This is a genomic window from Paraburkholderia sp. (assembly GCF_034668105.1).
In the GTDB taxonomy this organism is placed as follows: domain Bacteria; phylum Pseudomonadota; class Gammaproteobacteria; order Burkholderiales; family Burkholderiaceae; genus Paraburkholderia.
Genome location: NZ_JAXDPY010000486.1, coordinates 1 through 21,341 on the forward strand (window position 1 = coordinate 1; position 21,341 = coordinate 21,341).

At 61.2% G+C, this 21,341-nt stretch carries 22 protein-coding genes and 1 pseudogene; 10 read left to right on the forward strand and 13 right to left on the reverse strand.

The annotated features are described in order from the left end of the window. Positions 1–233 precede the first annotated feature (233 nt). Complete coding sequence (locus QOC89_RS21925) at positions 234–422, reverse strand: hypothetical protein (RefSeq protein WP_323046954.1); 189 nt, start codon at positions 420–422, stop codon at positions 234–236. Positions 423–611: 189 nt separating this feature from the next. Further along, complete coding sequence (locus QOC89_RS21930; RefSeq protein ID WP_323046933.1) at positions 612–1,184, reverse strand: hypothetical protein; 573 nt, start codon at positions 1,182–1,184, stop codon at positions 612–614. A gap of 632 nt (positions 1,185–1,816) precedes the next feature. Here QOC89_RS21930 and QOC89_RS21935 point away from each other — a divergent pair. The 3 genes from QOC89_RS21935 (at position 1,817) to QOC89_RS21945 (ending at position 4,267) form a co-directional block, all read left to right on the forward strand. Further along, positions 1,817–2,968, forward strand: coding sequence for a porin (locus QOC89_RS21935; protein ID WP_323046934.1), 1,152 nt, complete (start codon positions 1,817–1,819; stop codon positions 2,966–2,968). 296 nt (positions 2,969–3,264) lie between these two features. Then, positions 3,265–3,621 (forward strand): sugar ABC transporter ATPase, encoded by a 357-nt coding sequence (locus QOC89_RS21940; protein ID WP_323046935.1) that lies wholly within the window; start codon positions 3,265–3,267, stop codon positions 3,619–3,621. 142 nt (positions 3,622–3,763) lie between these two features. After that, entirely contained in the window at positions 3,764–4,267 is a 504-nt protein-coding gene (locus QOC89_RS21945) for a metal-dependent hydrolase (protein WP_323046936.1), read from the forward strand. 126 nt (positions 4,268–4,393) lie between these two features. Here QOC89_RS21945 and QOC89_RS21950 read toward each other — a convergent pair whose 3' ends face one another. The 3 genes from QOC89_RS21950 to QOC89_RS21960 form a co-directional block, all read right to left on the reverse strand. Further along, positions 4,394–5,197, reverse strand: coding sequence for an AraC family transcriptional regulator (locus tag QOC89_RS21950; protein WP_323046937.1), 804 nt, complete (start codon positions 5,195–5,197; stop codon positions 4,394–4,396). Between the two features lie 163 nt (positions 5,198–5,360). After that, on the reverse strand, positions 5,361–6,290 hold the full coding sequence (epsC, locus tag QOC89_RS21955) for a serine O-acetyltransferase EpsC (protein ID WP_323046951.1): 930 nt from the start codon (positions 6,288–6,290) through the stop codon (positions 5,361–5,363). Positions 6,291–6,465: 175 nt separating this feature from the next. Next, positions 6,466–6,699: a hypothetical protein gene (locus QOC89_RS21960; RefSeq protein ID WP_323046938.1), complete on the reverse strand. Its 234-nt coding sequence runs from the start codon at positions 6,697–6,699 to the stop codon at positions 6,466–6,468. 325 nt (positions 6,700–7,024) lie between these two features. Here QOC89_RS21960 and QOC89_RS21965 point away from each other — a divergent pair, with 325 nt between their 5' ends. Continuing rightward, the gene (locus QOC89_RS21965) at positions 7,025–7,477 is read left to right on the forward strand and encodes a DUF3005 domain-containing protein (RefSeq protein ID WP_323046952.1); all 453 of its coding nucleotides are present in this window, start codon (positions 7,025–7,027) and stop codon (positions 7,475–7,477) included. Between the two features lie 193 nt (positions 7,478–7,670). Continuing rightward, positions 7,671–7,814, forward strand: a pseudogene (locus QOC89_RS21970) (short chain dehydrogenase); the annotation flags it as partial. A gap of 28 nt (positions 7,815–7,842) precedes the next feature. Here QOC89_RS21970 and araD read toward each other — a convergent pair. The 6 genes from araD to QOC89_RS22000 all read right to left on the reverse strand — a co-directional run bounded on the left by araD (position 7,843) and on the right by QOC89_RS22000 (position 15,105). Continuing rightward, positions 7,843–9,582: an L-arabinonate dehydratase gene (gene araD, locus QOC89_RS21975; RefSeq protein ID WP_323046939.1), complete on the reverse strand. Its 1,740-nt coding sequence runs from the start codon at positions 9,580–9,582 to the stop codon at positions 7,843–7,845. Positions 9,583–9,672: 90 nt separating this feature from the next. Beyond that, on the reverse strand, positions 9,673–10,602 hold the full coding sequence (locus tag QOC89_RS21980) for an ABC transporter permease (RefSeq protein ID WP_323046940.1): 930 nt from the start codon (positions 10,600–10,602) through the stop codon (positions 9,673–9,675). Then, positions 10,602–11,489 carry a sugar ABC transporter permease gene (locus QOC89_RS21985; protein WP_323046941.1) on the reverse strand — a complete coding sequence of 296 codons (888 nt, stop codon included), beginning with the start codon at positions 11,487–11,489 and terminating at the stop codon, positions 10,602–10,604. The genes QOC89_RS21980 and QOC89_RS21985 overlap by 1 nt, the downstream gene beginning before the upstream one ends. Further along, on the reverse strand, positions 11,486–12,565 hold the full coding sequence (locus tag QOC89_RS21990; RefSeq protein WP_323046942.1) for an ABC transporter ATP-binding protein: 1,080 nt from the start codon (positions 12,563–12,565) through the stop codon (positions 11,486–11,488). The genes QOC89_RS21985 and QOC89_RS21990 overlap by 4 nt, the downstream gene beginning before the upstream one ends. Positions 12,566–12,707: 142 nt before the next feature. After that, a complete protein-coding gene (locus tag QOC89_RS21995; protein ID WP_323046943.1) occupies positions 12,708–13,877 on the reverse strand; it encodes an extracellular solute-binding protein in 1,170 nt (389 codons plus the stop codon). Between the two features lie 277 nt (positions 13,878–14,154). Further along, entirely contained in the window at positions 14,155–15,105 is a 951-nt protein-coding gene (locus QOC89_RS22000; protein WP_323046944.1) for an SMP-30/gluconolactonase/LRE family protein, read from the reverse strand. Positions 15,106–15,857: 752 nt separating this feature from the next. Between QOC89_RS22000 and QOC89_RS22005 the strand changes: the two genes are divergently transcribed. Continuing rightward, positions 15,858–16,562, forward strand: a complete 705-nt coding sequence (locus tag QOC89_RS22005) for a LuxR family transcriptional regulator (protein ID WP_323046953.1) — start codon at positions 15,858–15,860, stop codon at positions 16,560–16,562. Here QOC89_RS22005 and QOC89_RS22010 read toward each other — a convergent pair. Beyond that, a complete protein-coding gene (locus tag QOC89_RS22010; RefSeq protein ID WP_323046945.1) occupies positions 16,546–16,863 on the reverse strand; it encodes an XRE family transcriptional regulator in 318 nt (105 codons plus the stop codon). The two genes, QOC89_RS22005 and QOC89_RS22010, sit on opposite strands and share 17 nt — an antisense overlap. A 154-nt stretch (positions 16,864–17,017) precedes the next feature. On the opposite strand from QOC89_RS22010, the gene QOC89_RS22015 reads away from it, so the two are divergent. Then, complete coding sequence (locus QOC89_RS22015; protein ID WP_323046946.1) at positions 17,018–17,611, forward strand: acyl-homoserine-lactone synthase; 594 nt, start codon at positions 17,018–17,020, stop codon at positions 17,609–17,611. Between the two features lie 259 nt (positions 17,612–17,870). Here QOC89_RS22015 and QOC89_RS22020 read toward each other — a convergent pair whose 3' ends face one another. Next, positions 17,871–18,560, reverse strand: coding sequence for a FadR/GntR family transcriptional regulator (locus tag QOC89_RS22020; RefSeq protein ID WP_323046947.1), 690 nt, complete (start codon positions 18,558–18,560; stop codon positions 17,871–17,873). 294 nt (positions 18,561–18,854) lie between these two features. Between QOC89_RS22020 and QOC89_RS22025 the strand changes: the two genes are divergently transcribed. From QOC89_RS22025 to QOC89_RS22035, 3 genes are all read left to right on the forward strand, one after another. Next, complete coding sequence (locus QOC89_RS22025; RefSeq protein ID WP_323046948.1) at positions 18,855–19,322, forward strand: universal stress protein; 468 nt, start codon at positions 18,855–18,857, stop codon at positions 19,320–19,322. A 297-nt stretch (positions 19,323–19,619) separates the two neighbouring features. Beyond that, positions 19,620–20,363, forward strand: a complete 744-nt coding sequence (locus QOC89_RS22030; RefSeq protein WP_416340436.1) for a helix-turn-helix domain-containing protein — start codon at positions 19,620–19,622, stop codon at positions 20,361–20,363. Between the two features lie 131 nt (positions 20,364–20,494). Then, positions 20,495–21,341, forward strand: an 847-nt coding sequence (locus QOC89_RS22035) for an SUMF1/EgtB/PvdO family nonheme iron enzyme (protein ID WP_323046950.1), incomplete at its 3' end; no start/stop codon positions are given.

Sequence of the window (21,341 nt, forward strand, 5' to 3'; positions counted from 1 at the left end):
CCAAGGTGCAGAGCGCACTGGCCGAAGCCGGCAGCACGGCGATCGTGCATCGCGTGGCACCGCTCGTGACGGCGATTTTCTGCAAGCGGAGTTGAGCGGCCAATTCATACGCCAACTAAGGGGAAACGACAAATTATCGCGAAAATTCCCCTCGCCGGCGCCTCGGCCAGATGGCCTATGCGGCGCCGGTTACCCGGCTCGTCCTTATAGCCTGATCGCTGCCGGATCCGCGGTCAGATACCAACCGCCGCGCCGAAGTTTTTGACCGGCGCACCGGGCGTGGCCGGCGCAGCGGCCAGATCGTTGCTGCCACCGCATGCGCTCAGCATCGACGCCGTCGCGAGACCGCCTAGCGGCAGCATCGGCGCACCGACGATGAATTTCAGGGCCTTGCGGCGGGAAAGGTCTAACGGCTCTGCCATGTTGTCGTGATCCAGGGTTTGGGTAGCGTGGGTGTCTGCACAGCCGGCACGCACTCAGACCCAAAACCACATGGTTCACGCCCGCGCCGCTATGACGCGAGGATTCTGGGAAACGAATGTGAAAGTATATTGAAAGTAATTAGTAATATTTTATTCGGCTATTCGTTGGCTAACCTTGCTGCCGCCGATCTAGCCTGGACGACGGAATTCGTTTTCGACCCACGCGGCGGCGCTCGCCTTGCTCAGTTTGAAGTTCGGCGCGACCTGCACCTGCGCGAGCTGTTCGCCGAAAGTGTCGAGCGCGGTCAGCAGCGCGTACGGTTCGTCTTCGTCGGGGACGATATCGAGCGTGATGTCGAGTTCGTCATTACCGTCGGCGCTGGCCACACGCACTTCTTTATGCAACTGGGCGCGCAGTTGCTGTTCATGGCGGCGCAGCACTTCAGACGCGGTTTTCACGAGCGTGTTGAATGCCGACGTGTCGAGCGGCTTCGGATCTTTCTTGTTGCGGCCCATCGTCCACGGACCGACGAGCGCCGGCTCCGCTTCGCCGTCCTTGATCATTTCGACAGCCCAGCCTTCATCGTCTTCATTCTTGATGACGCGCGCGGTCCAGCCGTCGTCACGCCACAAACGCGGTTCGTGCAGGGTTTCGGGCTGGCTTTCCGGCTGGGCCCCGGTCGGGTCCTGGTGAAGTTCGGACGCGCCTTCCGTCGTGGAGTCAGCAGCGGTGTCGGACGAAGGAAGGGGTGTATCGATCATTACGGGTTTACTCACAGTCGCAGGGGCGGAAACACATCTCAAGCCTGCGATTCTACCCGTCCCGCCGCTGCCGAATGCGCCCCTCTGACGAACGGACAAGCCGCGGCATGCTCCCCTTCATTCCAAATAATCTGTTTCACTATTGGCGGGAACTTATAAACCAATCACAAATAAATCGAAAAAAACGCGGCCCGAAAGCCGCGTATATAAAGATGAAAAAGACACCCCTGGTCAGGGGGTGAAGTGAATTGTAGATCTGTAATTCGTCGAGATGGGCCACACGAATTGGAAGAGTGAATTGCCGAAAACCCAATGAACCGAAGGCAACCCGACTAATACGCTCAAATCCTTATTGGATATGACAAAGCCGGAGCGTCGCGATCGAGCAACACCAACAATTTGACAAATAATTACAGCGCCATCGCATTCGACGATTTTTTCTTTTATTTACCCGCACTTACCCGAATCCCAATCCGCTATTACGAATTTGCAAATTGATTGTTGTGTCATACGCGCTTAACGATAGGAATTGCGGGAATACACTTCGCAGCGGATCGTCAGCCAGCCGGCGCAATCGCCGGTTAGCACTGGAATGCGATTCTCTATGCACTGTCCCCCGGAGTTATCTGAACATGAAAAAAATCCTCATCGCAGCAGGCCTCATGAGCGCGTTCGCCATCACCGCTCACGCGCAAAGCAGCGTCACGTTGTACGGCACGTTGGATGCCGGTCTCGTCTACTCGAACAATCAGGGCGGCCACAGCAACTGGCAACAAAGTAGCGGTTCGGTGTCGAACACTTACTTCGGCCTGCGCGGCAACGAAGACCTCGGTGGCGGTCTGCACGCGATCTTCACGTTGGAAAACGGCTTCAACCTGAACAATGGCGCGGACACGGAAAACGGCACGATGTTCAATCGTCAGGCGTTCGTCGGTCTGCAGAGCGATCAGTACGGCACGCTGACGCTCGGCCGCCAATACGACTCCATGGTCGATTACCTCGGGCCGCTGGCCGAAGCCGGCGGGGGCTACGGCAACAACCTGGCCGCCCACCCGTTCGATAACGACAATCTGGACAACTCGTTCTCGATCAAGAACGCCGTGAAGTACACGAGCGCGAACTACGGCGGCCTCAAATTCGGCGGCCTATACGGCTTCAGCAATTCGGCCGGCCAGTTCTCGAACAACCGCGCATGGAGCGCCGGCGCTTCGTACGAGAACGGTCCGCTGAACTTTGCCGCGGCTTACCTGCAATTGAACAACTCGGGCAACGCCAACGTGGGCGGCGCGGTCTCGCAAGGTGACGGCACCGCGGCTGTCGCGGCGAACCTGCAACGCACGTTCGGTGCGGGCCTCAACTACACCTACGGTCCGGCTACGGCTGGCTTCGTGTACACGCATACGCAACTGGATGGCATCACCGGCGTGGATGTGGGTGGCGTGACGCTGCCCGGCGTGTCGGGCACGAACCTGCACCTGGACAACTTCGAGTTGAACGGCAAATATGCGCTGACGCCGGCCATGAGCCTCGCGGCTTCGTACACCTTCACCGACGGCAAGATGTCGGGTTCGAATGGCTCGGGCGATCCGAAGTGGCACACGGTGTCGTTGCAAGGCGACTACTCGCTTAGCAAGCGCACCGACGTGTACGTGGAAGGCGTGTACCAGCATGCATCCGGCGAACTCGGCAACTTCGGCGCGAACGTGGCATCGATCAACACGCTGGCGCCGTCGTCGACCGGCAATCAGCTTGCTGCGGCTGTCGGCCTGCGTCACCGCTTCTAAGTTTTTCCGGCTGCATGTGCAGAGCGGCGTACCAGTCCGCTCTGCAAGCGAAACCCGCGCGAGACACGATTTTCGCGCGGGTTTTTTTCATGGGGCTTACGTTCTTACGTTTCGACGCAGCCTTAGTGACGGCGCAAGCACGCGGTGGGTATACTGAGGCCGGCTGCCTTCCTTGCCGCAACTCGCTGCGGCTGAACGGCGGCTTCGTCGCGAAGCATGACGTTGCGTTCAAGCGCGTCGCGCTTCGCCCGCGCCCCAAGTTCCCGCGCCCGACCGGGGACGCCGACGATCGGACCATGAAAAGACTTTTCCTGCTTGCCCCTGCTGCTGCCGCCGTCACCGCATGTCTCGCTGCCTGCGGTTCTTCCAGTGGCCCCGCGCGCGATGCGTCCTTGCCGATGATGTACGTGTCTTCGCAGCGCGCTCCCGCCTATATCGCCGATTGCCTCGAAAGCAGGCTCTCACGCGTGCGTATGTCGCGCGTCGGCGGCGCGACTGAGATCGCGGTCGGCTCGGATTCGAACAACTCGTATTTCGTTACGCTGACGCCGCTCAATGCCGGCTCGGTCATCAAGGTGATGCATCCCGCGAATGCTCCGGACGATCCGCCGGAGCCGGAAATGCGCTTCGATATTGCACGCTGCGCGACCTGAGGTTCTGGTCGCACCCCTACGTTGTGGAAGGTCACGCCGATGCGCGAATTTTTATCTCGCGGGTCGGCTATTTTTTTATCCGGGCATCTGCGAACATAGCCGCCCTTTGGCTTTTATCCGGCGCGCTGCGTCGTGAGGTTCGATGGCATCCAACAAAGCACATCACGCGACCGGGTTTGCAGCCGGTGTCATCGCGGCAGCGGTTGTCGCTCGGCTCGGCGGCGGCGGGTTGTTTCATATCGGCGTGTTGTTGAGTTTTATCGCCGGGGTGTCGGGGAGTACGGCGCCGGACTGGTTGGAGGTGGCGTGGTGGTCACGTGCACGAAGGCTGTGGATTACGCATCGCACGCTGACGCATTGGGGGGTGGGGTGGGGGGTGTTGCTCGCTGTTTCTTATCATTGGATTGGGCGGTCTGGTTATGCCGCGCCGGCGTTTGGGTTTGCTTGTGGTGGAGTGATGCATTTGCTGGCCGATTGGCCGAATCCTTTGGGGGTGCCGTGGATCGCCCGGCGGCATTCTTTGAATCTCTGGAATAGCGGGCATTGTGATTTGATTGTTGTTGCGGGGGCTTGGGGGGTGGCGGGGTATGTTTTGATGCACGGGGTGCTGGGAGTTTCGGTTTTGAGGTATTTGAGGGTGGGGTGAGGGTTTGGTTTTTTTGCCTTTGCGGCGCTTGTTTGTTTGGCTGCCTGTGGCTTTGGCCTTTTCTTGATTTCTTAGTGGTCTATTAGCGTTGCCCCTGTGCGGGGCGCCGTAACCCATCGCCTTGGGTTATGCGCGCGTTTCGGCGGCGTAATTGGCAGGCGTTATTCCCAACAATCGGACGAACGCTCGAGTCATGTGGCTCTGGTCAGCGAAGCCCGCTGCGGCCGCCGCATCGGCTAGCGTAGCGCCGCTCGCTATGATCCGCCTCGCAAGCGCCACCCGCCGCTGCATCCTGTACGCGTGCGGCGGTAATCCCATCTCGTGCGCAAAGCCACGCAGTAGCTGAAACCGACTCATGCCGGCGTCCGCGGCAAGGTCGGTTAGCGTCAACGAAGATGATGGGTCGTCGTCAATCCTCGCCCTCGCTCGTGCAATCGGGCCCAACGATCGCTCCAATCGCGAACGTGCACGCGTCGTTGCGTGGATCCGAACCAAATGCCCCAGCAACTCCAGCATCGCCTCCTCCCAGATCAAATTGTCCGGCACGGATTGCGCTTCCACCGAGACCGCAAACAGGCGATCGAATAACTCCTTCAACACCTGATCGTGCACCACCGGTTGCGTCAGTTCGATCTCGTGCGCAGTCGCATCACCCAACTCGATCGCGACATCGCTCAGCATCGATGGCTCAAAGTACAACATGCGCCACGCACGCCCTCGCTCGTCGAGCGGGCTGCCGTCGTGTACCTCTCCCGGATTCACCATGATCGCGTCGTGCGCGCGCGCTTCAACCACGCCCCGCCCGCTCGCCGATCGATGCCCACCAGTCACGATCACGCCCACCCCGAAGCGATCGTGCGAATGGCGCGGAAACGCATGCGTCGTTTCCGCCACCGTCGCTTCAACGCCAGCAATCGCACAACGAGGCATGTGAACGCAGTTACGTGACAATGGACTCGCCTCTCAGAAGTCTAAGAAGAATTTGCGCGGCATGTACGCGCCGGTCTGCAAAACGAGCCGTCGGTGGATCGCCGAAGCAAGCCGCACGCCGTTCCGCGCGGCAAACCACGCAACGACCCGCGAGCCCGTCCCTTCATCGACCCCGCCCCTCGTCCGTACGCTCGCCCTCGCGGATCTTGCCTTGCGATACGCTGCTGCCCGGCGGCACGCTATGCGTAAGCCACACATTGCCGCCAATCACCGAGCCGCGCCCAATCGTCACGCGCCCGAGAATCGTCGCGCCCGCATAAATCACGACGTCGTCTTCAACGATCGGATGACGCGCATTACCCTTGACCAGCGTGCCGTCAAGATCCGCCGCGAAGCTCTTCGCACCGAGCGTCACGGCCTGGTAGACGCGCACCCGCTCGCCGATGATCGCAGTCTCGCCGATCACGACGCCCGTGCCGTGGTCGATAAAGAAGCTGGGGCCAATGGTCGCGCCCGGATGAATGTCGATGCCGGTCGCGGAGTGCGCGATCTCGTTGATGAAGCGCGCAAGCAACGGCACGCCGAGGCGATGCAGCGCATGCGCAAGACGATGGTGCGTCATCGCCCACACGCCGGGATAACACAGCAGAATTTCCGTGATGTGCTGCGCAGCCGGGTCGCCGGTAAAAGCAGCCTGTATATCGCTGACCAGCAACGCACGAATGCCCGGTAACTGGGTGCCGAATTCGCGTGCGACGTTGAACGCGCGCTCCCGCAAATCCGCATCGGGCGTTTCACCGAACTCGGGCAGGAAACGCAAAGCGCGCCGGATCTGTTCGGCAAGCAATCGCAACGTACTTTCGAGCGTGTGGCCGACGTAGTAGTCCACCGTTTCGTCGGTGAGATCAGGGGCGCCATAGTGCGTGGGAAACAACGCCGCCCGCAACCCGGCGACGATGCCGATCACCGCCTCGCGCGACGGCAGTTCGCGAATGCCGAGCGGATGCCGCGTGCGATGCAATTCTTCACGCGAAGCACGCAGGTCCGCGACGATCTGTTCGAGACCCCAGTTGGGGGTAGGCACGTTAGGCATAAAGCACGGTTCAGGATGATGGTCCCAAGAGATTACCGCGTTTTGCCGCAACTCGCGCAGCGTGGCACGGTTGCCCGTATGCAGCCCCGCGCGCGCCGGTGTGCTCTCAGGGTCATGCTGCTCACGCGGCGCCACACGATGGCCCGGTATGCAGGCCAGCATGCGGGAGGTTGCTTCAGATGGTCACGCTGCTCGCGTCGATCCAGCGCACCGCCCAGTCGCGTGCATGCGCGATGGCGGTGGCTTCGTCCGGAAAGCGCAAGTCAATGGGGAAAAAACGGTTGGCGACCAGTTCGCCGTCGCTCGAGCGGGAAATGACTACATAAGGTTGCCAAGTACCATCGCACGCGCGCGCCGGCGCGCAATTCAGCAAATAGCCGCGATGTGTGAATGCAGCATCGAAGTGCATGTGTCACCCGCCCTGACGGCCCCGTAAAATGTTTTGAGTAGCGCGCGTCTGTGGGTGCCGGTCAAGTAAAAACAACCGAACGCATGCCGCCAACGCATGTCTCCAATTGAACCGCGCTTCGCTCGTCGGAGTAAGATCATACTCTGTAGAAAATACGCGTCCATTAAAAAAAACGAAAAGAATTCCACGCGCAATCGCCTGCTGAAATGCCCTATGCGTAACCGTGGCGTGACCATGGCGCGACTCACGCGCACGCGGGCATCGAGCAAGGCGGAACGGGTTTTGCTGCACTTTCAACCATGTCCTCTTCAACGGAGAAAGCATGATGAACAGCGATATCAACAAGCCAGCAGACGCGAGCAAACAGCCGGGCACCACCGGCCCGAGCACCACGGAACTGCACAACGACCGCACGCACGACAGCACCGTCGACACCGACGGCAAAAATCTCGAGGCGGCCCGCATTGCTGGCCACAGCCCGATCTCCCCCGACGAAATCACCACAACCAACGCGACGCTCAGCAACAGCGTGCCCGAGGCGCACGACGGCATGGCCGGCTTCGACAGCCGGATTGGCGGCAATCATCTGCTGCTGGCGCTCGAACCAGGCTATACGGTCATCGACAAAGGAATGCTCGAGCCACAAGGCGTCTATTCAGCAGATCATCAGTTCGATGACCCGCGCCCAGTCGGCAGCCGCAATGAACGCGGCCGCATTCACTACGCGCTGAATCATATGCGGCCCACTCGCCTGATCGAATTACATCGGGTGAAATAGGCTTTCGCGCGGCGCATATTCGTTCGAATTGCGCCGCTCGTACCGGCTACTCAGTCAATTTGAAAACGCGCGCCCGTTTGAATGAGGGCGCGCGTTTCATCGCGGATTGAAAACTCGGGGTTGCAGGACCTACAAGCCGGACACGCTTTTTCCACACGCCGAACCCAGACACAATCGACTGCACGTCCAAACCTCAGCGGTATTGACCGAAGCGCTGGACGCTTACGCACCCTACTTCCGCGGCTTCGAACCCGTGACGGCCGAACGTGCCGCGCAGCCTTATCTGCGCAGCGTCGAAGGCGCGCAAACCGGCCGAGTGTATCGCGTGGGGTATTGAGCCCTGAGTAACTCGGTAACTTGGTAACTCAGTGGATCTCCGGCTCGCCGGTTGCATCGGCTTGCGCGCCGCCGCGCTGCAGGAAATCGAAGTCACAGCCTTTATCCGCTTGCAGCACATGCGCCTGGTGCAAGGCCCCGTAGCCGCGCGTAAAACGCGGCTCCGGTCTGACCCACGCGGCCTGGCGACGCGCCAGTTCTTCCTCCGGTACGAGCAGGTTGAGCATGCGCCGCGGCACGTCCAGTTCAATCAGATCGCCGCTTTGCACCAACGCAAGCGGCCCGCCGACAAACGATTCCGGCGCGACGTGCAACACGCACGCGCCGTAACTCGTGCCGCTCATCCGCGCATCCGATATGCGCACCATATCGCGCACGCCTTTCTGCAGCAGCTTTCGCGGGATCGGCAATTGCCCCCATTCGGGCATACCCGGCGCGCCCACTGGCCCCGCATGCTGAAGCACGATCACGCTGTTCTCGTCGATATCGAGCGCCTCGTCGTCGATGCGTTCGGCCATGTCGTTATAGTCCTTGAACACCACCGCGCGGCCCGTATGCACGAGCAGATGCGGCTCCGCCGCGCCGGGTTTGATCACGGCGCCGTCGGGCGCGAGATTGCCGCGTAGTACCGCGAGGCCGTTATCAGGCAGTAGCGGCGCGCTGCGGCGGCGGATCACGTCGTCGTTGAAGATCGTCGCGCCTTCGAGGTTCTCGCCGAGCGTGCGGCCGTTCACGGTGTTCTGCGAGCGGTCGATCAGATCACCCAGTTCGGCGAGCATCGCCGGCAAGCCGCCCGCGTAGAAAAAGTCCTCCATCAGATACGCGCCGGTCGGACGAATATTCGCCAGCACCGGCGTGCGCCGTGAGAGCTCGTCATAGCGATCGAGCGTCAATTCGATACCGGCACGGCGCGCGAGCGCGATCATATGCACGATCGCGTTGGTCGAACCGGACAGCGCGAGACAGGTGGTCACGGCGTTGTCGATCGAACCCTGGGTGATCAGGTCGGATGGCTTCAGGTCCTCCCACACCATCTCGACGATACGCATGCCGGTTTTCGCCGCCATCTGCGCGTGCCGCGAATCCACTGCGGGAGTGGAGGCGAAACCGGGCAGCGTAAAACCGAGCGCTTCGGCAGCGCTCGTCATGGTCGAGGCGGTGCCCATTGTCATGCAGTGCCCCGGCGAGCGCGCGATACCGCCTTCGACACCGCGCCAATCTTCTTCCGTGATGGTCCCCGCGCGCAATTCGGCCCAGTATTTCCAGCTATCCGAACCCGAGCCCAGCGTGACGCCGTTCCAGTTGCCGCGCAGCATCGGCCCCGCGGGCAGAAAGATCGCCGGCAGGTCCATCGAGATCGCGCCCATCAGCAAGGCGGGCGTCGTCTTGTCGCAACCGCCCATCAACACGACGCCGTCAGCGGGATACGAGCGCAGCGTCTCTTCGGCTTCCATCGCGAGGAAGTTGCGATAGAGCATCGTGGTGGGCTTCTGGAACGGCTCGGAGAGCGTCTGCACCGGCAGTTCTACCGGAAAGCCGCCCGCCTGCCAGATGCCGCGCTTCACTTCCTCGACACGCTGCTTGAAATGCGTGTGGCAAGCGTTGATTTCGCTCCACGTGTTGAGGATCGCGATCACCGGCTTACCCGCGTATTCCTCGCGGCTATAGCCCATTTGCGCGGTGCGCGAGCGGTGGCCGAACGAGCGCAGATCGTTCACGCCGTACCAGCGGTGGCTGCGCAGTTCCTCGGGTTTCTTTCTGTTCGTCAACGTCTACTCCACGATGTCTTGCGTCGCCCCTGCAAAGGGACGTCATTGGGGGCGTGCTTCAGTGCGTGTGCGGCTCGGTGCTTCCGCGGCTCAGTGCTTCTGCTCCTTCACGCGCGAAACGATCTGCGTCGGGCTGACGAATTGCAGCGCGATCAGCACCCAGATCAGCGTGATCGCCATGTAGATCATCGCCATCGCGTCGATCGATTGCGGAGCACGCACGCCGGTTGAAAATACAGCGTAGTACAGCGCGACCACGAGCGTTTGCGTCGCCGGCCCGGCTGTGAAAAACGTCAGTTCGAACATGCCGATGGTGCGCACCAGCACCAGCAGCCCGGCCGCCAGCATGCCCGGCACCAGCAAGGGCAGCAGCACATAACGGAAATAGCGGAACGTGTTCGCGCCAAAAATGCGCGCGGCCGATTCGAGATTCGGATCGATCTGCTCGATGAAGGGCGTCATCACGAGAATCACGAACGGCAGCGCCGGCACCAGATTCGCAAGAATCACGCCGCTTAGCGTGCCCGCCAGACCGACCTTGTACATTGCCGTCGCCATCGGAATGCCGTACGTCACGGGCGGCACCATCAAGGGCAACAGGAAAATCAGCATCGCCATGCGCTTGCCGCGGAACTGCACGCGCGCGAGCGCATACGCCGCGGGCACGCCGAGCACGACCGACAACACCACCACCGCGCCGACCACTTCGACGGTGACCCACAACACGCTCGCCAACTGGAAGTCGCTCCACGCCTGCGCATACCAATGCAGCGTGAAGCCTTGCGGCAACAAGGTGCCGAACCAGCGCGTCGCCACCGAATTCACCGCGACGGTCGCGATCAGCAGCACCACGTTAATGAGGAAGAACACCATGGCGCCCCACACCAGCACGTGCCAGATGCGGCCCGGCACACTGGCGCGCTGCTTCACGCGTTTGCTGGGTTGCTGGGCGCCGTCGTTGTTCTCGTTCGATGAAGATCCGGACCAGGCAGGACGCGCGGCGTGATGATCGCTAGCCATCAGCCTTTGCCCCCTGTCACCGGGCCGCTATAGAAGAAGCGGCGCGCACCGAGCATGCCGGCAACCACCAGCAGTTGCACGAAGCCCATCACCATCGCGATCGCCGAAGCAAGCGAATAGTCGTAGCTCTCGAAGGCGGCTTCGGCTGCCGCGATCGACATCACGCGCGTCGGGCCAGCAGGCGCCCCCAGCAGCACCGCCGATGGAAACACCGAGAACGCCTGCACGAACGATAAACACGCGGCCATCGTCAGACCGGGCACCAGCAGCGGCAGATAGATGCGGCGAAACTGCTGCCACGGGTTCGCGCCGAGCGTGGCGGCCGCGCTCGCGAGCGTCGGATCGATGCCGGTCACGTAAGACAGCGTCAGCAGAAACGCAAACGGAAATCCCGACACGATCAGTGAGATCAGCACGCCCCAGAAGTTATGCGTCAGACGCACTTCACTGGTGTAGAGGTGCAAGCCGTGCAACGCCTGTGGAAACCAGCCGTTCGGTCCGAAGTACGTGAGCATGCCGTCGGCGATCAGCACGGTGCCGAGCGTGACGGGAATCACCAGCAGCGTCGTGACGAACTTCTGATAAGGCGAATTGCGGCGCAGCGCGAATGCCACGGGAACCGATACGCCCACATTGATCAGCGTGGCCGGTACAGCGAGCTTGAGCGTGACGAGAATGGTCGGCCACATCGACGTGTCGGTGAAGAACGTCAGATAGTTGGTCCACAATCCGCCGCCGTTCATCGGCCGGAACGACAGCACCAAACCATACGCAAACGGATAGATGAACAACGCGACGATGAAGATCAACGCCGGCGTGACCAGCCACGCCTTGGCGTCGCGCGGCGCAAAGGGTCCGCGTGGCGGCGACAGCGTAGGCCTGTTCATGCGGCCTCCCCGTCGTAGACGAGCGTGCGCGACGGCGGTACACGCAAGCTGATGCGTTCGCCCTCTTCGAACTCTCCCGCGATGCGCGCCCACAAGTCGCCGAACGCGGTCTTCACCCGCAGCAGCGAATCGCGGCCGCCGTATTCCACGGTTGTCACCAGCGCGTCGAAGGCGTTCTCCACGCCAGCTGCCGCACGCTCCATATCCTCGGGGCGCAACGCGACGCTCACACGCTTGCTGTGGAAGCCGGCCATCGGCGTGCCGAGCAGACGCACGCCGTTCGCGTTGACCGCGACGCTCTCGCCCTGCGTGCCTTCGAGCTCAAATTCGGCCACGTTGCGATAGCCCATGAACCGCGCCACATGCAAATTCTGCGGCCGCGAGTAGACCTCCTTCGGCGTGCCGATCTGCTGCACCACGCCCTCTTTCATCACGACGATGCGGTCCGCCATCGAAAGCGCTTCGTCCTGATCGTGCGTGACGTAGAGCGTCGCGCGTTCGAGCTGGCTATGAATGCGGCGAATCTCGGCACGCATTTCAATGCGCAGTTTCGTATCGAGATTCGACAGCGGTTCGTCCATCAGGATCAACGGCGGCTCGATCACGATCGCTCGCGCGATCGCCACGCGCTGCTGCTGACCACCGGAAAGCTGTCCGGGCAGCTTGCGTTCATGGCCGACCAGTTGCACGAGCTGCAACGCTTCCCGCACCCGGCGCACGGCCTCGCTCCTGCCGACACCGCGCATCTTCAGGCCGAAGCCGACGTTATCGAGCACGCTCATATGCGGAAACAGCGCGTAGTTCTGGAACACCATGCCGAAGCCGCGCTTCTCCGGCGGCAGCACGTCGATGCGTTTCTCGTCGAGCCAGATCCCACCCCCGCTCAACGGCTGCAAACCGGCGATGCAATTGAGCGCCGTCGACTTGCCGCAACCGGACGGCCCCAGCAACGCAATGAATTCGCCACGCTGGATATTCAGATCGAGACCTTGCAACGCCGCGACCGCCTGGCCTTCCGCATTCGTGAAACTGCGGCTCACCGAATCGAGCCGCAACTGTTCAAAGTGATGCTTCATGGCGGTTTCCTGATACACGTGGCGCACGAATCGCGAAGGCCCGATCGGCCGGCTGCGCATGACGCTTCATGGCGGCGTCCAGCATGCATGACGCGCGAATCCGGGTGGACTCGCCGCGCGAGTGCCCGGACTCGGTCAGCGGTTACTTGGTCTTCTGCGCGCCGACGTCACTGTCCCACTTCCTGAAAGCCGCGACCATCGCGGTCGCATTCAGCGGCAAGACATGCGGACGCTCGGCCAGCAGCTTCGCGTATTCCGGGCGGCCGTATTTTTTCAGCACGTCCTGGCTATGCGCCGGCGCCTGATCGACGCTCACGCCCTTGATCGCGGGGCCCGGGTAGAAATAGCCATCGTCATAAGTCATGGCCTGTTGCGCCGGTTCGAGCATGAAGTTCATCAGCTTGTAGATCACGTCGAGCTTTTCCTTCGGCACGCCTTTCGGAATCACCATGTAGTGCGCGTCGTTCACCCACGTCATGTTGTCGAATGCCTGCACACGGAATTCCGCCGGCACGATGCCGAGCGCGCGCGGATTGATGTCCCAACCGGTGACCGTCACGGTCATGTCGCGCGTGCCTTCGCCGAGCTCTTTCATCACCGCCGACGTGCCGCCCGGATAGTAAGGAATGCAATCGTTCAGTTGCTTGAGGAAGGCCCACGTCTTGTCCCAGCCGTGAATCGGATCTTGCGGATCCTTGTCGCCGAGTATGTAAGGCAAGCCCATCAGGAACGTGCGGCCCGGCCCCGAGTTCGCCGGCCGCGCGTAGATCAGCTTGTCCGGATGGGCCTTGCACCATTGCAACAGTTGCTCAGGCGTTTTGGGTGGATCGCTGACTTTGGCGGGGTTGTATTCCAGCAGCGGACCGGCCGGCATATAAGCGACTTCGAGACCGTAGCCCTGTGCGAGATCCTGCATCTTTCGCGGACCGGGCGCGTATTTGTCGAGCACGCCCGGGAATGCCGCTGCATTGTCCGGCAATAGCTTGATCCAGAGATTCTGTTCGATGCCGGCCGCCAGCGCGTCGGTGCCGGTCAGGACGAGATCGATATCGGAACGGCCGGCGCCCTGCATCGCCTTGATCTTGCCTGGCAATTGCGGGGCGGGCGCGTTAGTGAACGTGAAATTGGCGACGAGATTCGGATACTTGGCCTTGAAGGCCTCGAAACCCTTTTGCGTGAGCTGAAGATCGCCGGCCACGTCGACGATATTGAGCGTTACCGGATCCGCCGCGTGCGCCACGGACGCACATGCGGCGCTTGCCACGAGACATACGGACACCAGTCTGAGCCCCAACCTGCCTGAAACAGTCATTGCGTCTCCTCGCTTCTTGGTATGGAAGTCCGCCGGTCAGATGCGCTGCTGGCGGTGTCTCTCTCTACCAATGGAACATAGCGAAGCGGAACTGTCGATGTCAAGCAAATACTCGCCGCGGTCTCCGGTTCACGAAAGTGGCTAGTTTGTTACGTAATCCTTGTGGTTCAACGGTTTGCGCGTTTTATACAAGGGCAAACCCGGAGTCGGTGCGCGCGTGGCGCACCGGGTGGTCAGGCAAGTCACACTTTACGCCGCGGGTTCACGCTGCGTGCATTCATCCGCCCTGAACGCCCTGCGTATTCACATACAGCGAATACAACCCGTGGCTTGCCGCCATGAACAACCGGTTGCGATGGCGGCCGCCGAAGCACACGTTCGCGCAGCGTTCCGGCAATGCGATATGGCCGATCGGCTCGCCCTGCGGCGTGAAGACACGCACGCCGTCGAGCTCGTCGGTGCCCATGCCCCAGCCGCACCAGAGATTGCCGTGAACGTCGACGCGAAAGCCGTCGGGCGTGCCCGGGCCGGCGTCGATCAGCACACGGTTGTTCGACAGTGCCGTGGTATCACCGCTGGCGTCGACGTCGACGTCGAATGCACGAATCTTGCGCGGCACGCCGCGCGATTCGACGACGTACAGCACCGATTCATCCGGTGAAAACGCGAGGCCGTTCGGGCCCAGTATGTCGTCGGCGACGACCGTCACTTCGCCGGATTGGCCGTCGATGCGATACACACACGGGGGCAACTCCGACTCCTGCCGCTCGCCCTCATAGAAGCCGTCGATGCCGAAGGTCGGATCGCTGAACCAGATCGAACCGTCGGACTTCACGACCACATCATTTGGTGAATTGAAACGCCTGCCGCGGTAACGGTCGGCGAGGACGGTAATCGAGCCGTCGTACTCGGTGCGCGTGACGCGACGCGTCAGGTGCTCGCAACTGACGAGGCGGCCCTGGCGGTCGCGCGTATGGCCGTTCGCATTGTTCGACGACTGGCGAAACGTGGTCACCGCACCGCTGGTTTCGTCCCAGCGCAGGATGCGGTCGTTGGGAATGTCGCTCCACAACAGATAGCGGCCGTCACCGAACCAGACCGGCCCTTCCGACCAGCGCGCGCCCTGATACAGACACTCGACGGAAGCGGACGCGAGGATCAGCGACTTGAAGCGCGGATCGAGCACACGGACAGAGGGATCGGGATAGCGGCGGTTGTTGTCGGTCATACGTAGGCTTTGGGTAATGGAATGGATGGGGAAAGCGGGCGGCAGCGGGTTGCGCCGGGCCATGCCGAGATGTTGCGGCGCAGGCGAGCGTGATCGACGCTAACGCGAAGTCGGTGCGGCATCAATGCAACGCGGGCGTCTGCGCGAACTGTTGCTCCAAAGCAGGCACGACCTGCGTCGAATGCCTCAAACATACGGGACTGGACGTTCAAGTTAGCATCGGCCTCACAAGGTTGTCAAACAACTGGCGTAGTAATGCCATCTTGTCACCTGCGGCAGACGTCAAGGCGAGAAAGCGAAGCCGGCAAGCTACGGCGCGTCGCTTTTATATGACAATAGCACTTAACAAGGGATGTTTACGAATACCGTGAGGGTTAAGCGGAAATTGGGAATTCGGCAATTAGGGTAGTTTCGCCCGAAGCTTTCGACATCCATAGTCATTCAAATTGGTTTGACAATAACATTGCCAATCAGAAAATCATGAAATCCGCCACTACGAGAAAATTACCCACTCTATCGACCCGAGAATGTTAATCGAGTCAAAAAATCCGTTATAAGGAGTCGTTTGATTGTTTTGTCGGCAGCCAACGTCGGTGCCGTTTTTAGAAATCGCCCTCGGCTTGAAAAGCGATTTTTAGTGATAGATTGTGAACATAAAAAAGCAGCCGGACGGAATGTCGTACCGCAATTAACCGCAACGGGATGTTTGCGAGTCCAAGAGAACTAAATTGTCGCTACACTTTATCGAGGAAATGGCGCCTCTATTGAACGCCGCGGATGAAGCGGAATGGTTCAGTGCGATCGCGGGCCTTGCCGACACGTGGGGTTTCGACAGGCTTCTGATCGCCGTGCTGCCGCGGCCGACCATTCGCCTTGAAGACGCCTATGTGCGCAGCACCTACGCGCCGACGTGGCGGCGCACCTACGACGAGCAGGGGCTTGTCCACATCGACCCGACGGTTGCGCATTGTGCGACGCGCGCCGCGCCGCTGATCTGGTCGCCGGACATTTTTACGACCGCGCCGCAGCAGTCGATGTACGAGGAAGCCCGTGCGCACGGCCTGCGCGCGGGCGTGACATTGCCGATTCATGGGCCGAACCAGGAAGCCGGCATGATGTGCTTCGTCAACGACAGCAACCCGACCGACGCCTTCTGGCGTCATGTCAACGTTGCATTGCCGAATCTGGTGCTATTGCGCGATCTGGTGATCGATACCAGTCAGCGCCATTTGAATACGCACGCTCAGACCTTATTGCCCAAGCTCACGCCGCGCGAACGCGAATGTCTGAAATGGACCGCGCGCGGCAAATCCACGTGGGAAATCTCCCATATCCTGAGCTGTTCGGAAGCCGTGGTGAACTTCCACATGAAAAACATCAGGAACAAGTTCGGTGTGACTTCGCGACGCGCGGCGGCCGTGATCGCCGCGCAGCTGGGGCTTATTGACCCGGGTTGAGCAAGGCGGCTACGTCGCGGCTGTACAGCACACGTTCGGCGCGGCCCAGATCGGCGTCGGAAACAGTTTTGGTGAAGTAGAGGCCCAGCAGGATCGAGACCGGTGCCGGAATCTCGGCGCCCGATTCGAACCGGCTACCGCGTGACTGCGTCACGCCGAAGCGTGCCCAGAAGCGGCGCTGGCTCTCTTTTTTCTTCTTGCGGTAGGCAATGATCAGAACGCGATCCACCGCCGACGAAGGCTCCGCAGGACGGGTTTGGACGGAAGGTTGTGCTTGCCAGTGATTTTCGAGAAGTTCCATTTTGGGTCCCGTCGGTTGAGGGCTGAGGCTTATCTCGAATTCTGCTTTATCCGATAAGCATGCACACCTATCCAGGTAGGTAGGTGGCAGAACGATTCAAAATGCATAAGTTTCCTTGCGTATTGGGTATTTCCAACACGTTCAGGAGAACGTCATGCAAACAGCGATCCGGATTGGTATGCGGCAAGAATTCAACAACGCGGACATCAACGAGATGTATCGCCTGCGGGCTCGGGTCTTTCATGGGCGGCTCGGGTGGGACATTCCCACCATTGCAGGTATGGAGATCGACGGCTACGACGCGCTCGGGCCGCATTACATGCTGATTCAAGGCGACGACCACCAGGTGCGAGGCTGTTGGCGCCTGATGCCCACGGAGGGGCCGAACATGCTGAAGGACACCTTCCCGCAACTGCTGCATGGCGCGGATGCGCCGGTCGGGCGGCATATCTGGGAATTGAGCCGGTTCGCGATCGAAACCGGCGGCGAGGAGCAATCGTTCGGTTTCGCTGACCTGACGATGCAGGCAATTCACGAGCTCGTGACGTTCGCCGACCGGATGGGCATCACACGCTACGTCACGGTGACCACCACGCCGATCGAACGGCTGCTGCGCAAGACCGGAATCGACATCAGCCGGCTCGGGTCGCCGCTGCAGATCGGCGTGGAACGGGCGGTGGCCCTGGATATCGCAGTCAGTCCGAAGACCCGTACAGCGCTGTTCGGACCGATGGCTGCCGCCGCTTAGTGCCTGGAGCGAGTCGTGTCCGGAGTGTGTGGTTGCCCGGGTTGCGGCTCGCGTGGCCGATATACAAGGGGTGCGGGTGCCCCGGGGCGCCGTCGCAAGGTCGTGATTGCCTCGGCTGCGCTTGCCAGTTGCCGGTTGCCGGTTGCCGGTTGCCAGTTGCCGGGTGCCGGGTGCCGGGAAGCAATGCTGAGTTTGCCCCCGCGGCAGCAAACTAGCCTCTATCCCCAACTACGGCCCGCAGGACGAGACGCGCGGAAAATCAGGAGCCGAACATCCGCTCAAGCGCATTCTCGAGGTGCGCGCGCATCGCTCTCCCCGCAGCGGGGCCGTCTTTACGGCGGATCGCCTCGAGCACGGCCAGATGCTCTGCCTGCACGAGCCGCCGCCGCTCCAACGTCTTCACGAGCGACAGATTGCGCGACAGGTTCATGCTGAACAGAATCTGTTCTTCGATGAACGACATGACCGTGATGAAAAACGGATTCCTGGACGCACGCGCCACCGCGAGGTGGAACATGAAATCGTCCTGCACGCCAATGCCTTGGGTTTCGATGATGCGTTCCAGTTGATCCCACGCATGCTGGATCGCGGCGATGTCGTCGGCGTCGGCCTTGAGCGCCGCCTGCTCGGCCGCGCCCGCTTCGGTCACGATGCGAAATTCATAACAGCGGCGGATGTCCGACAGCGTTTCGAGCGGCGCAAAGCGGCGCACATCCGGGTCTGGCCGCCGCGCAACCGTGGTGCCCGAACCATGCCGCGTCATGATGATGCCGTCCGCGCGCAAGCGCGCGAGCGCCTCGCGCACGGTCGGCCGTGACGTTGCGAAGCGTTCAGCCAGCGCATGTTCAGTAGGCAGCCGCTCGCCTTCCTTATACTCGCCTTCAAGAATGCGATTGAGTATGTCGCCGTATATCTTGTCGGGCAAACCCGTTGTTTTACGCTCGTTCATCGGCGGTGCAAAAGCAGCTTGTCTGAATAGGTTTTTATTGTAAGGCAAACCTGGCCTTATCTTCGTTCGATATATGCGCCCGGTTCCCGCAGGAATGCCGCTGACGCCCGCTACACGGTATTTTCCGCGTAAAGCGCTGCCATCTTGAAATTTGACAGGTATTTGATTTACATCCTGACTGGATAGATCTTTTTCAGCGATCATTTAAACTCGCATCGATAATCAATCAGTCGTCAACGAGCCCGGCCGGCCAAACGGCCGCGGCATCCACATTACTTCAGACGCGGAGACGATATGTACACACGCATCCTGGTAGCGGTCGACGGCAGCCACACCTCGCGCCGTGCATTCGAAGCAGCGCTCGCGCTCGCGAAATCCACCGGCGCCGTCATGCGGCCGTTCTACGTGGTCGAAAACACGCCGACGTATTTCGAGGCACCCGGTTACGACCCGTCCGTTCTGCGTAACCGCCTGATCGAGGAGGGCAAGGAACTCGGCGCGGAATTCGCCCAGGCAATGGCGGCGCAAGCCGTCAAGGGCGACCTCGTGGTGGGGGAGGCCTCCTCGCTCGACGATGTTTCGGTGGTCGTGCTAAAAGCGGCCGCCGAGTTCAACGCCGATCTGCTGGTGATGGGCACGCATGGCCGGCGCGGTTTTCAGCGACTGATACTCGGCAGCGTCGCAGAGCGCTGCGTGCGTCCGGCGAGCTTGCCCGTCCTGTTGATTCCGTCCGCGGCAGGCAAGGAAAGCGAAGCCGCGTGAACGCGCGGTGACGCACATTGCGAAGCGCGTGCTGGTTCAGCATGGAGCGGCGGCACGCGCAGCTCCTATCTCCAAAATCGGAACGGCGCACGCTCGCGAGGATGCATAGCAGTCCATAACCACAAACAGCAACGCAAGGGTGACATCGCTCAAGATGCCTAACTGTCCAAACGCGTCATTTTGTCGCTAAACGGGGGGCATGGGCGGTGGGACAATGGGTCGTTACCCTGACAATGGCTGCAGACCATGCTTACTCCTAACACTGTGACTCGCTCCTCTGGCGCTGCCGATCCCAGTCTGATTTCTCCGCCGGCGCGCGGCGGCCGTCGTGCCGCGCCGGTGAGAGCGACAGCGCGCACCGCCGCGCGCTGTTCGAGTTGTGCGATGCGGGCGCTCTGCATGCCACAAGGCCTATCGCCCGACGAACTCCCCAAACTCGAAGCGCTCATCTGCACCGCGCGCTCTGTGCAGCGCGGCGAAGCGCTGTATCGCAGCGGCGACCGCTTCGACAGTATTTACGCCGTGCGTTCCGGCTCGATGAAAACCGTCATGGCGCACCGTGACGGCCGCGAACAAGTCACCGGGCTGCGCCTCGCGGGCGAAGCGCTCGGCCTCGACGGTATCAGCGAAGACCTGCATGCATGCAGCGCCGTCGCCCTGGAAGACAGCACCGTTTGTATTGTTCCCTACCCTGCCCTCAAGTCCTTGTGCCGCGAAATCAGTTCGATGCAGGACCGCCTGCACAAACTGCTGGGAGAGCAGATCGTCCGCGAGGCTGGGCAGATGATGGTGCTCGGCTCGCTTTCCGCGGACGAACGCGTGGCGGCATTTCTGCTGGACGTGTCGGAACGCAACGCGCAGCGCGGTTATTCATCGGCGGAATTCAACTTGCGCATGACGCGTGAGGACATGGGCAGCTACCTCGGCATGACGCTCGAAACCGTCAGCCGCACCTTGTCAAGATTTCAAAAGCGCGGCCTGATCGACACACAAGGCAAACACATCCGGATCGTCGATCTTGAAGGCTTGCAGAAGGTATAAGCCTTCCGCGCAGGACCTGGCCCGCGCAGCCAGGTCTCGATCGAACTGCTTTTTAGCGCGCATGTGTCTTGGCACGGCTCCTGCGAGCGGGTACAGTCTTTAGTCCGTCCCCCGCAAGGAGACCTGGCGAAATGAATCGCGACCCCGCTCCGCATCACCCGCTAGTCCAGCGTCTGATCGACGCGCGTCAAATTACGGACGCACTGTTTTCCATCGTCAAACCCGAGTTTCTGTACGAACGGCCGATCCGCGAGCGCCACCGGATCGTGTTTTATGTCGGCCATCTGGAAGCTTTCGATCGTAATCTTTTCGATCAGCGCGTGTGCGATCTGCCGGCGTTCGATCCGCACCTCGACCAGCTGTTCGCTTTCGGAATCGATCCTGTCGACGGCGGCTTTCCCACCGATCAACCCAGCGACTGGCCGTCGCTCGACGCCGTGCGTGACTACGCGCTGCGGGCCCGCGAGCAGATCGACCGCGAGCTCGATGCGCTGAGCGACTCGGAGCGGGTCGGCCGGGAAGGCGCACAGGCTCAGGCGTGCGAGCAGTTGCTTAACGTCGCGATCGAGCATCGGCTGATGCATGCTGAAACGCTCGCGTACATGTTGCATCAGTTGCCGCTCGCGCAAAAGGTCGCCGAATTGCGGGAGCCGGTGTTGACGCGCTCTGAACCGCGCGAGGCGCTGTCGTCGACGGTCAGCGTGCCGGCCGGCGCAACGGTGCTCGGCATGTCGCGCGAGAGCGGGCATTTTGGCTGGGACAACGAGTTCGGCGAAATGCGCGTCGAGGTGCCGGCGTTCGAGATCGACCGCCACATGGTGACGAACGGCGCGTTTCGCGAGTTCATCGAGGCAGGCGGCTATCGCGAACCCAGGTGGTGGACAGAAAAGGATTGGGCCTGGAAGGAAGCCGAACATATCGAGCATCCGGCCTGCTGGTCGAAGCAAGCTGGCAGCGATCAGGACCGTGCATGGACGC

Coding starts and splice junctions, on each gene's coding strand:
- QOC89_RS21925 (WP_323046954.1), bottom strand. CDS start 422: ATGGCAGAGCCGTTAGACCTTTCCCGCCGCAAGGCCCTGAAATTCATC.
- QOC89_RS21930 (WP_323046933.1), bottom strand. CDS start 1,184: ATGATCGATACACCCCTTCCTTCGTCCGACACCGCTGCTGACTCCACG.
- QOC89_RS21935 (WP_323046934.1), top strand. CDS start 1,817: ATGAAAAAAATCCTCATCGCAGCAGGCCTCATGAGCGCGTTCGCCATC.
- QOC89_RS21940 (WP_323046935.1), top strand. CDS start 3,265: ATGAAAAGACTTTTCCTGCTTGCCCCTGCTGCTGCCGCCGTCACCGCA.
- QOC89_RS21945 (WP_323046936.1), top strand. CDS start 3,764: ATGGCATCCAACAAAGCACATCACGCGACCGGGTTTGCAGCCGGTGTC.
- QOC89_RS21950 (WP_323046937.1), bottom strand. CDS start 5,197: ATGCCTCGTTGTGCGATTGCTGGCGTTGAAGCGACGGTGGCGGAAACG.
- epsC (WP_323046951.1), bottom strand. CDS start 6,290: ATGCCTAACGTGCCTACCCCCAACTGGGGTCTCGAACAGATCGTCGCG.
- QOC89_RS21960 (WP_323046938.1), bottom strand. CDS start 6,699: ATGCACTTCGATGCTGCATTCACACATCGCGGCTATTTGCTGAATTGC.
- QOC89_RS21965 (WP_323046952.1), top strand. CDS start 7,025: ATGAACAGCGATATCAACAAGCCAGCAGACGCGAGCAAACAGCCGGGC.
- QOC89_RS21980 (WP_323046940.1), bottom strand. CDS start 10,602: ATGGCTAGCGATCATCACGCCGCGCGTCCTGCCTGGTCCGGATCTTCA.
- QOC89_RS21985 (WP_323046941.1), bottom strand. CDS start 11,489: ATGAACAGGCCTACGCTGTCGCCGCCACGCGGACCCTTTGCGCCGCGC.
- QOC89_RS21990 (WP_323046942.1), bottom strand. CDS start 12,565: ATGAAGCATCACTTTGAACAGTTGCGGCTCGATTCGGTGAGCCGCAGT.
- QOC89_RS21995 (WP_323046943.1), bottom strand. CDS start 13,877: ATGACTGTTTCAGGCAGGTTGGGGCTCAGACTGGTGTCCGTATGTCTC.
- QOC89_RS22000 (WP_323046944.1), bottom strand. CDS start 15,105: ATGACCGACAACAACCGCCGCTATCCCGATCCCTCTGTCCGTGTGCTC.
- QOC89_RS22005 (WP_323046953.1), top strand. CDS start 15,858: ATGGCGCCTCTATTGAACGCCGCGGATGAAGCGGAATGGTTCAGTGCG.
- QOC89_RS22010 (WP_323046945.1), bottom strand. CDS start 16,863: ATGGAACTTCTCGAAAATCACTGGCAAGCACAACCTTCCGTCCAAACC.
- QOC89_RS22015 (WP_323046946.1), top strand. CDS start 17,018: ATGCAAACAGCGATCCGGATTGGTATGCGGCAAGAATTCAACAACGCG.
- QOC89_RS22020 (WP_323046947.1), bottom strand. CDS start 18,560: ATGAACGAGCGTAAAACAACGGGTTTGCCCGACAAGATATACGGCGAC.
- QOC89_RS22025 (WP_323046948.1), top strand. CDS start 18,855: ATGTACACACGCATCCTGGTAGCGGTCGACGGCAGCCACACCTCGCGC.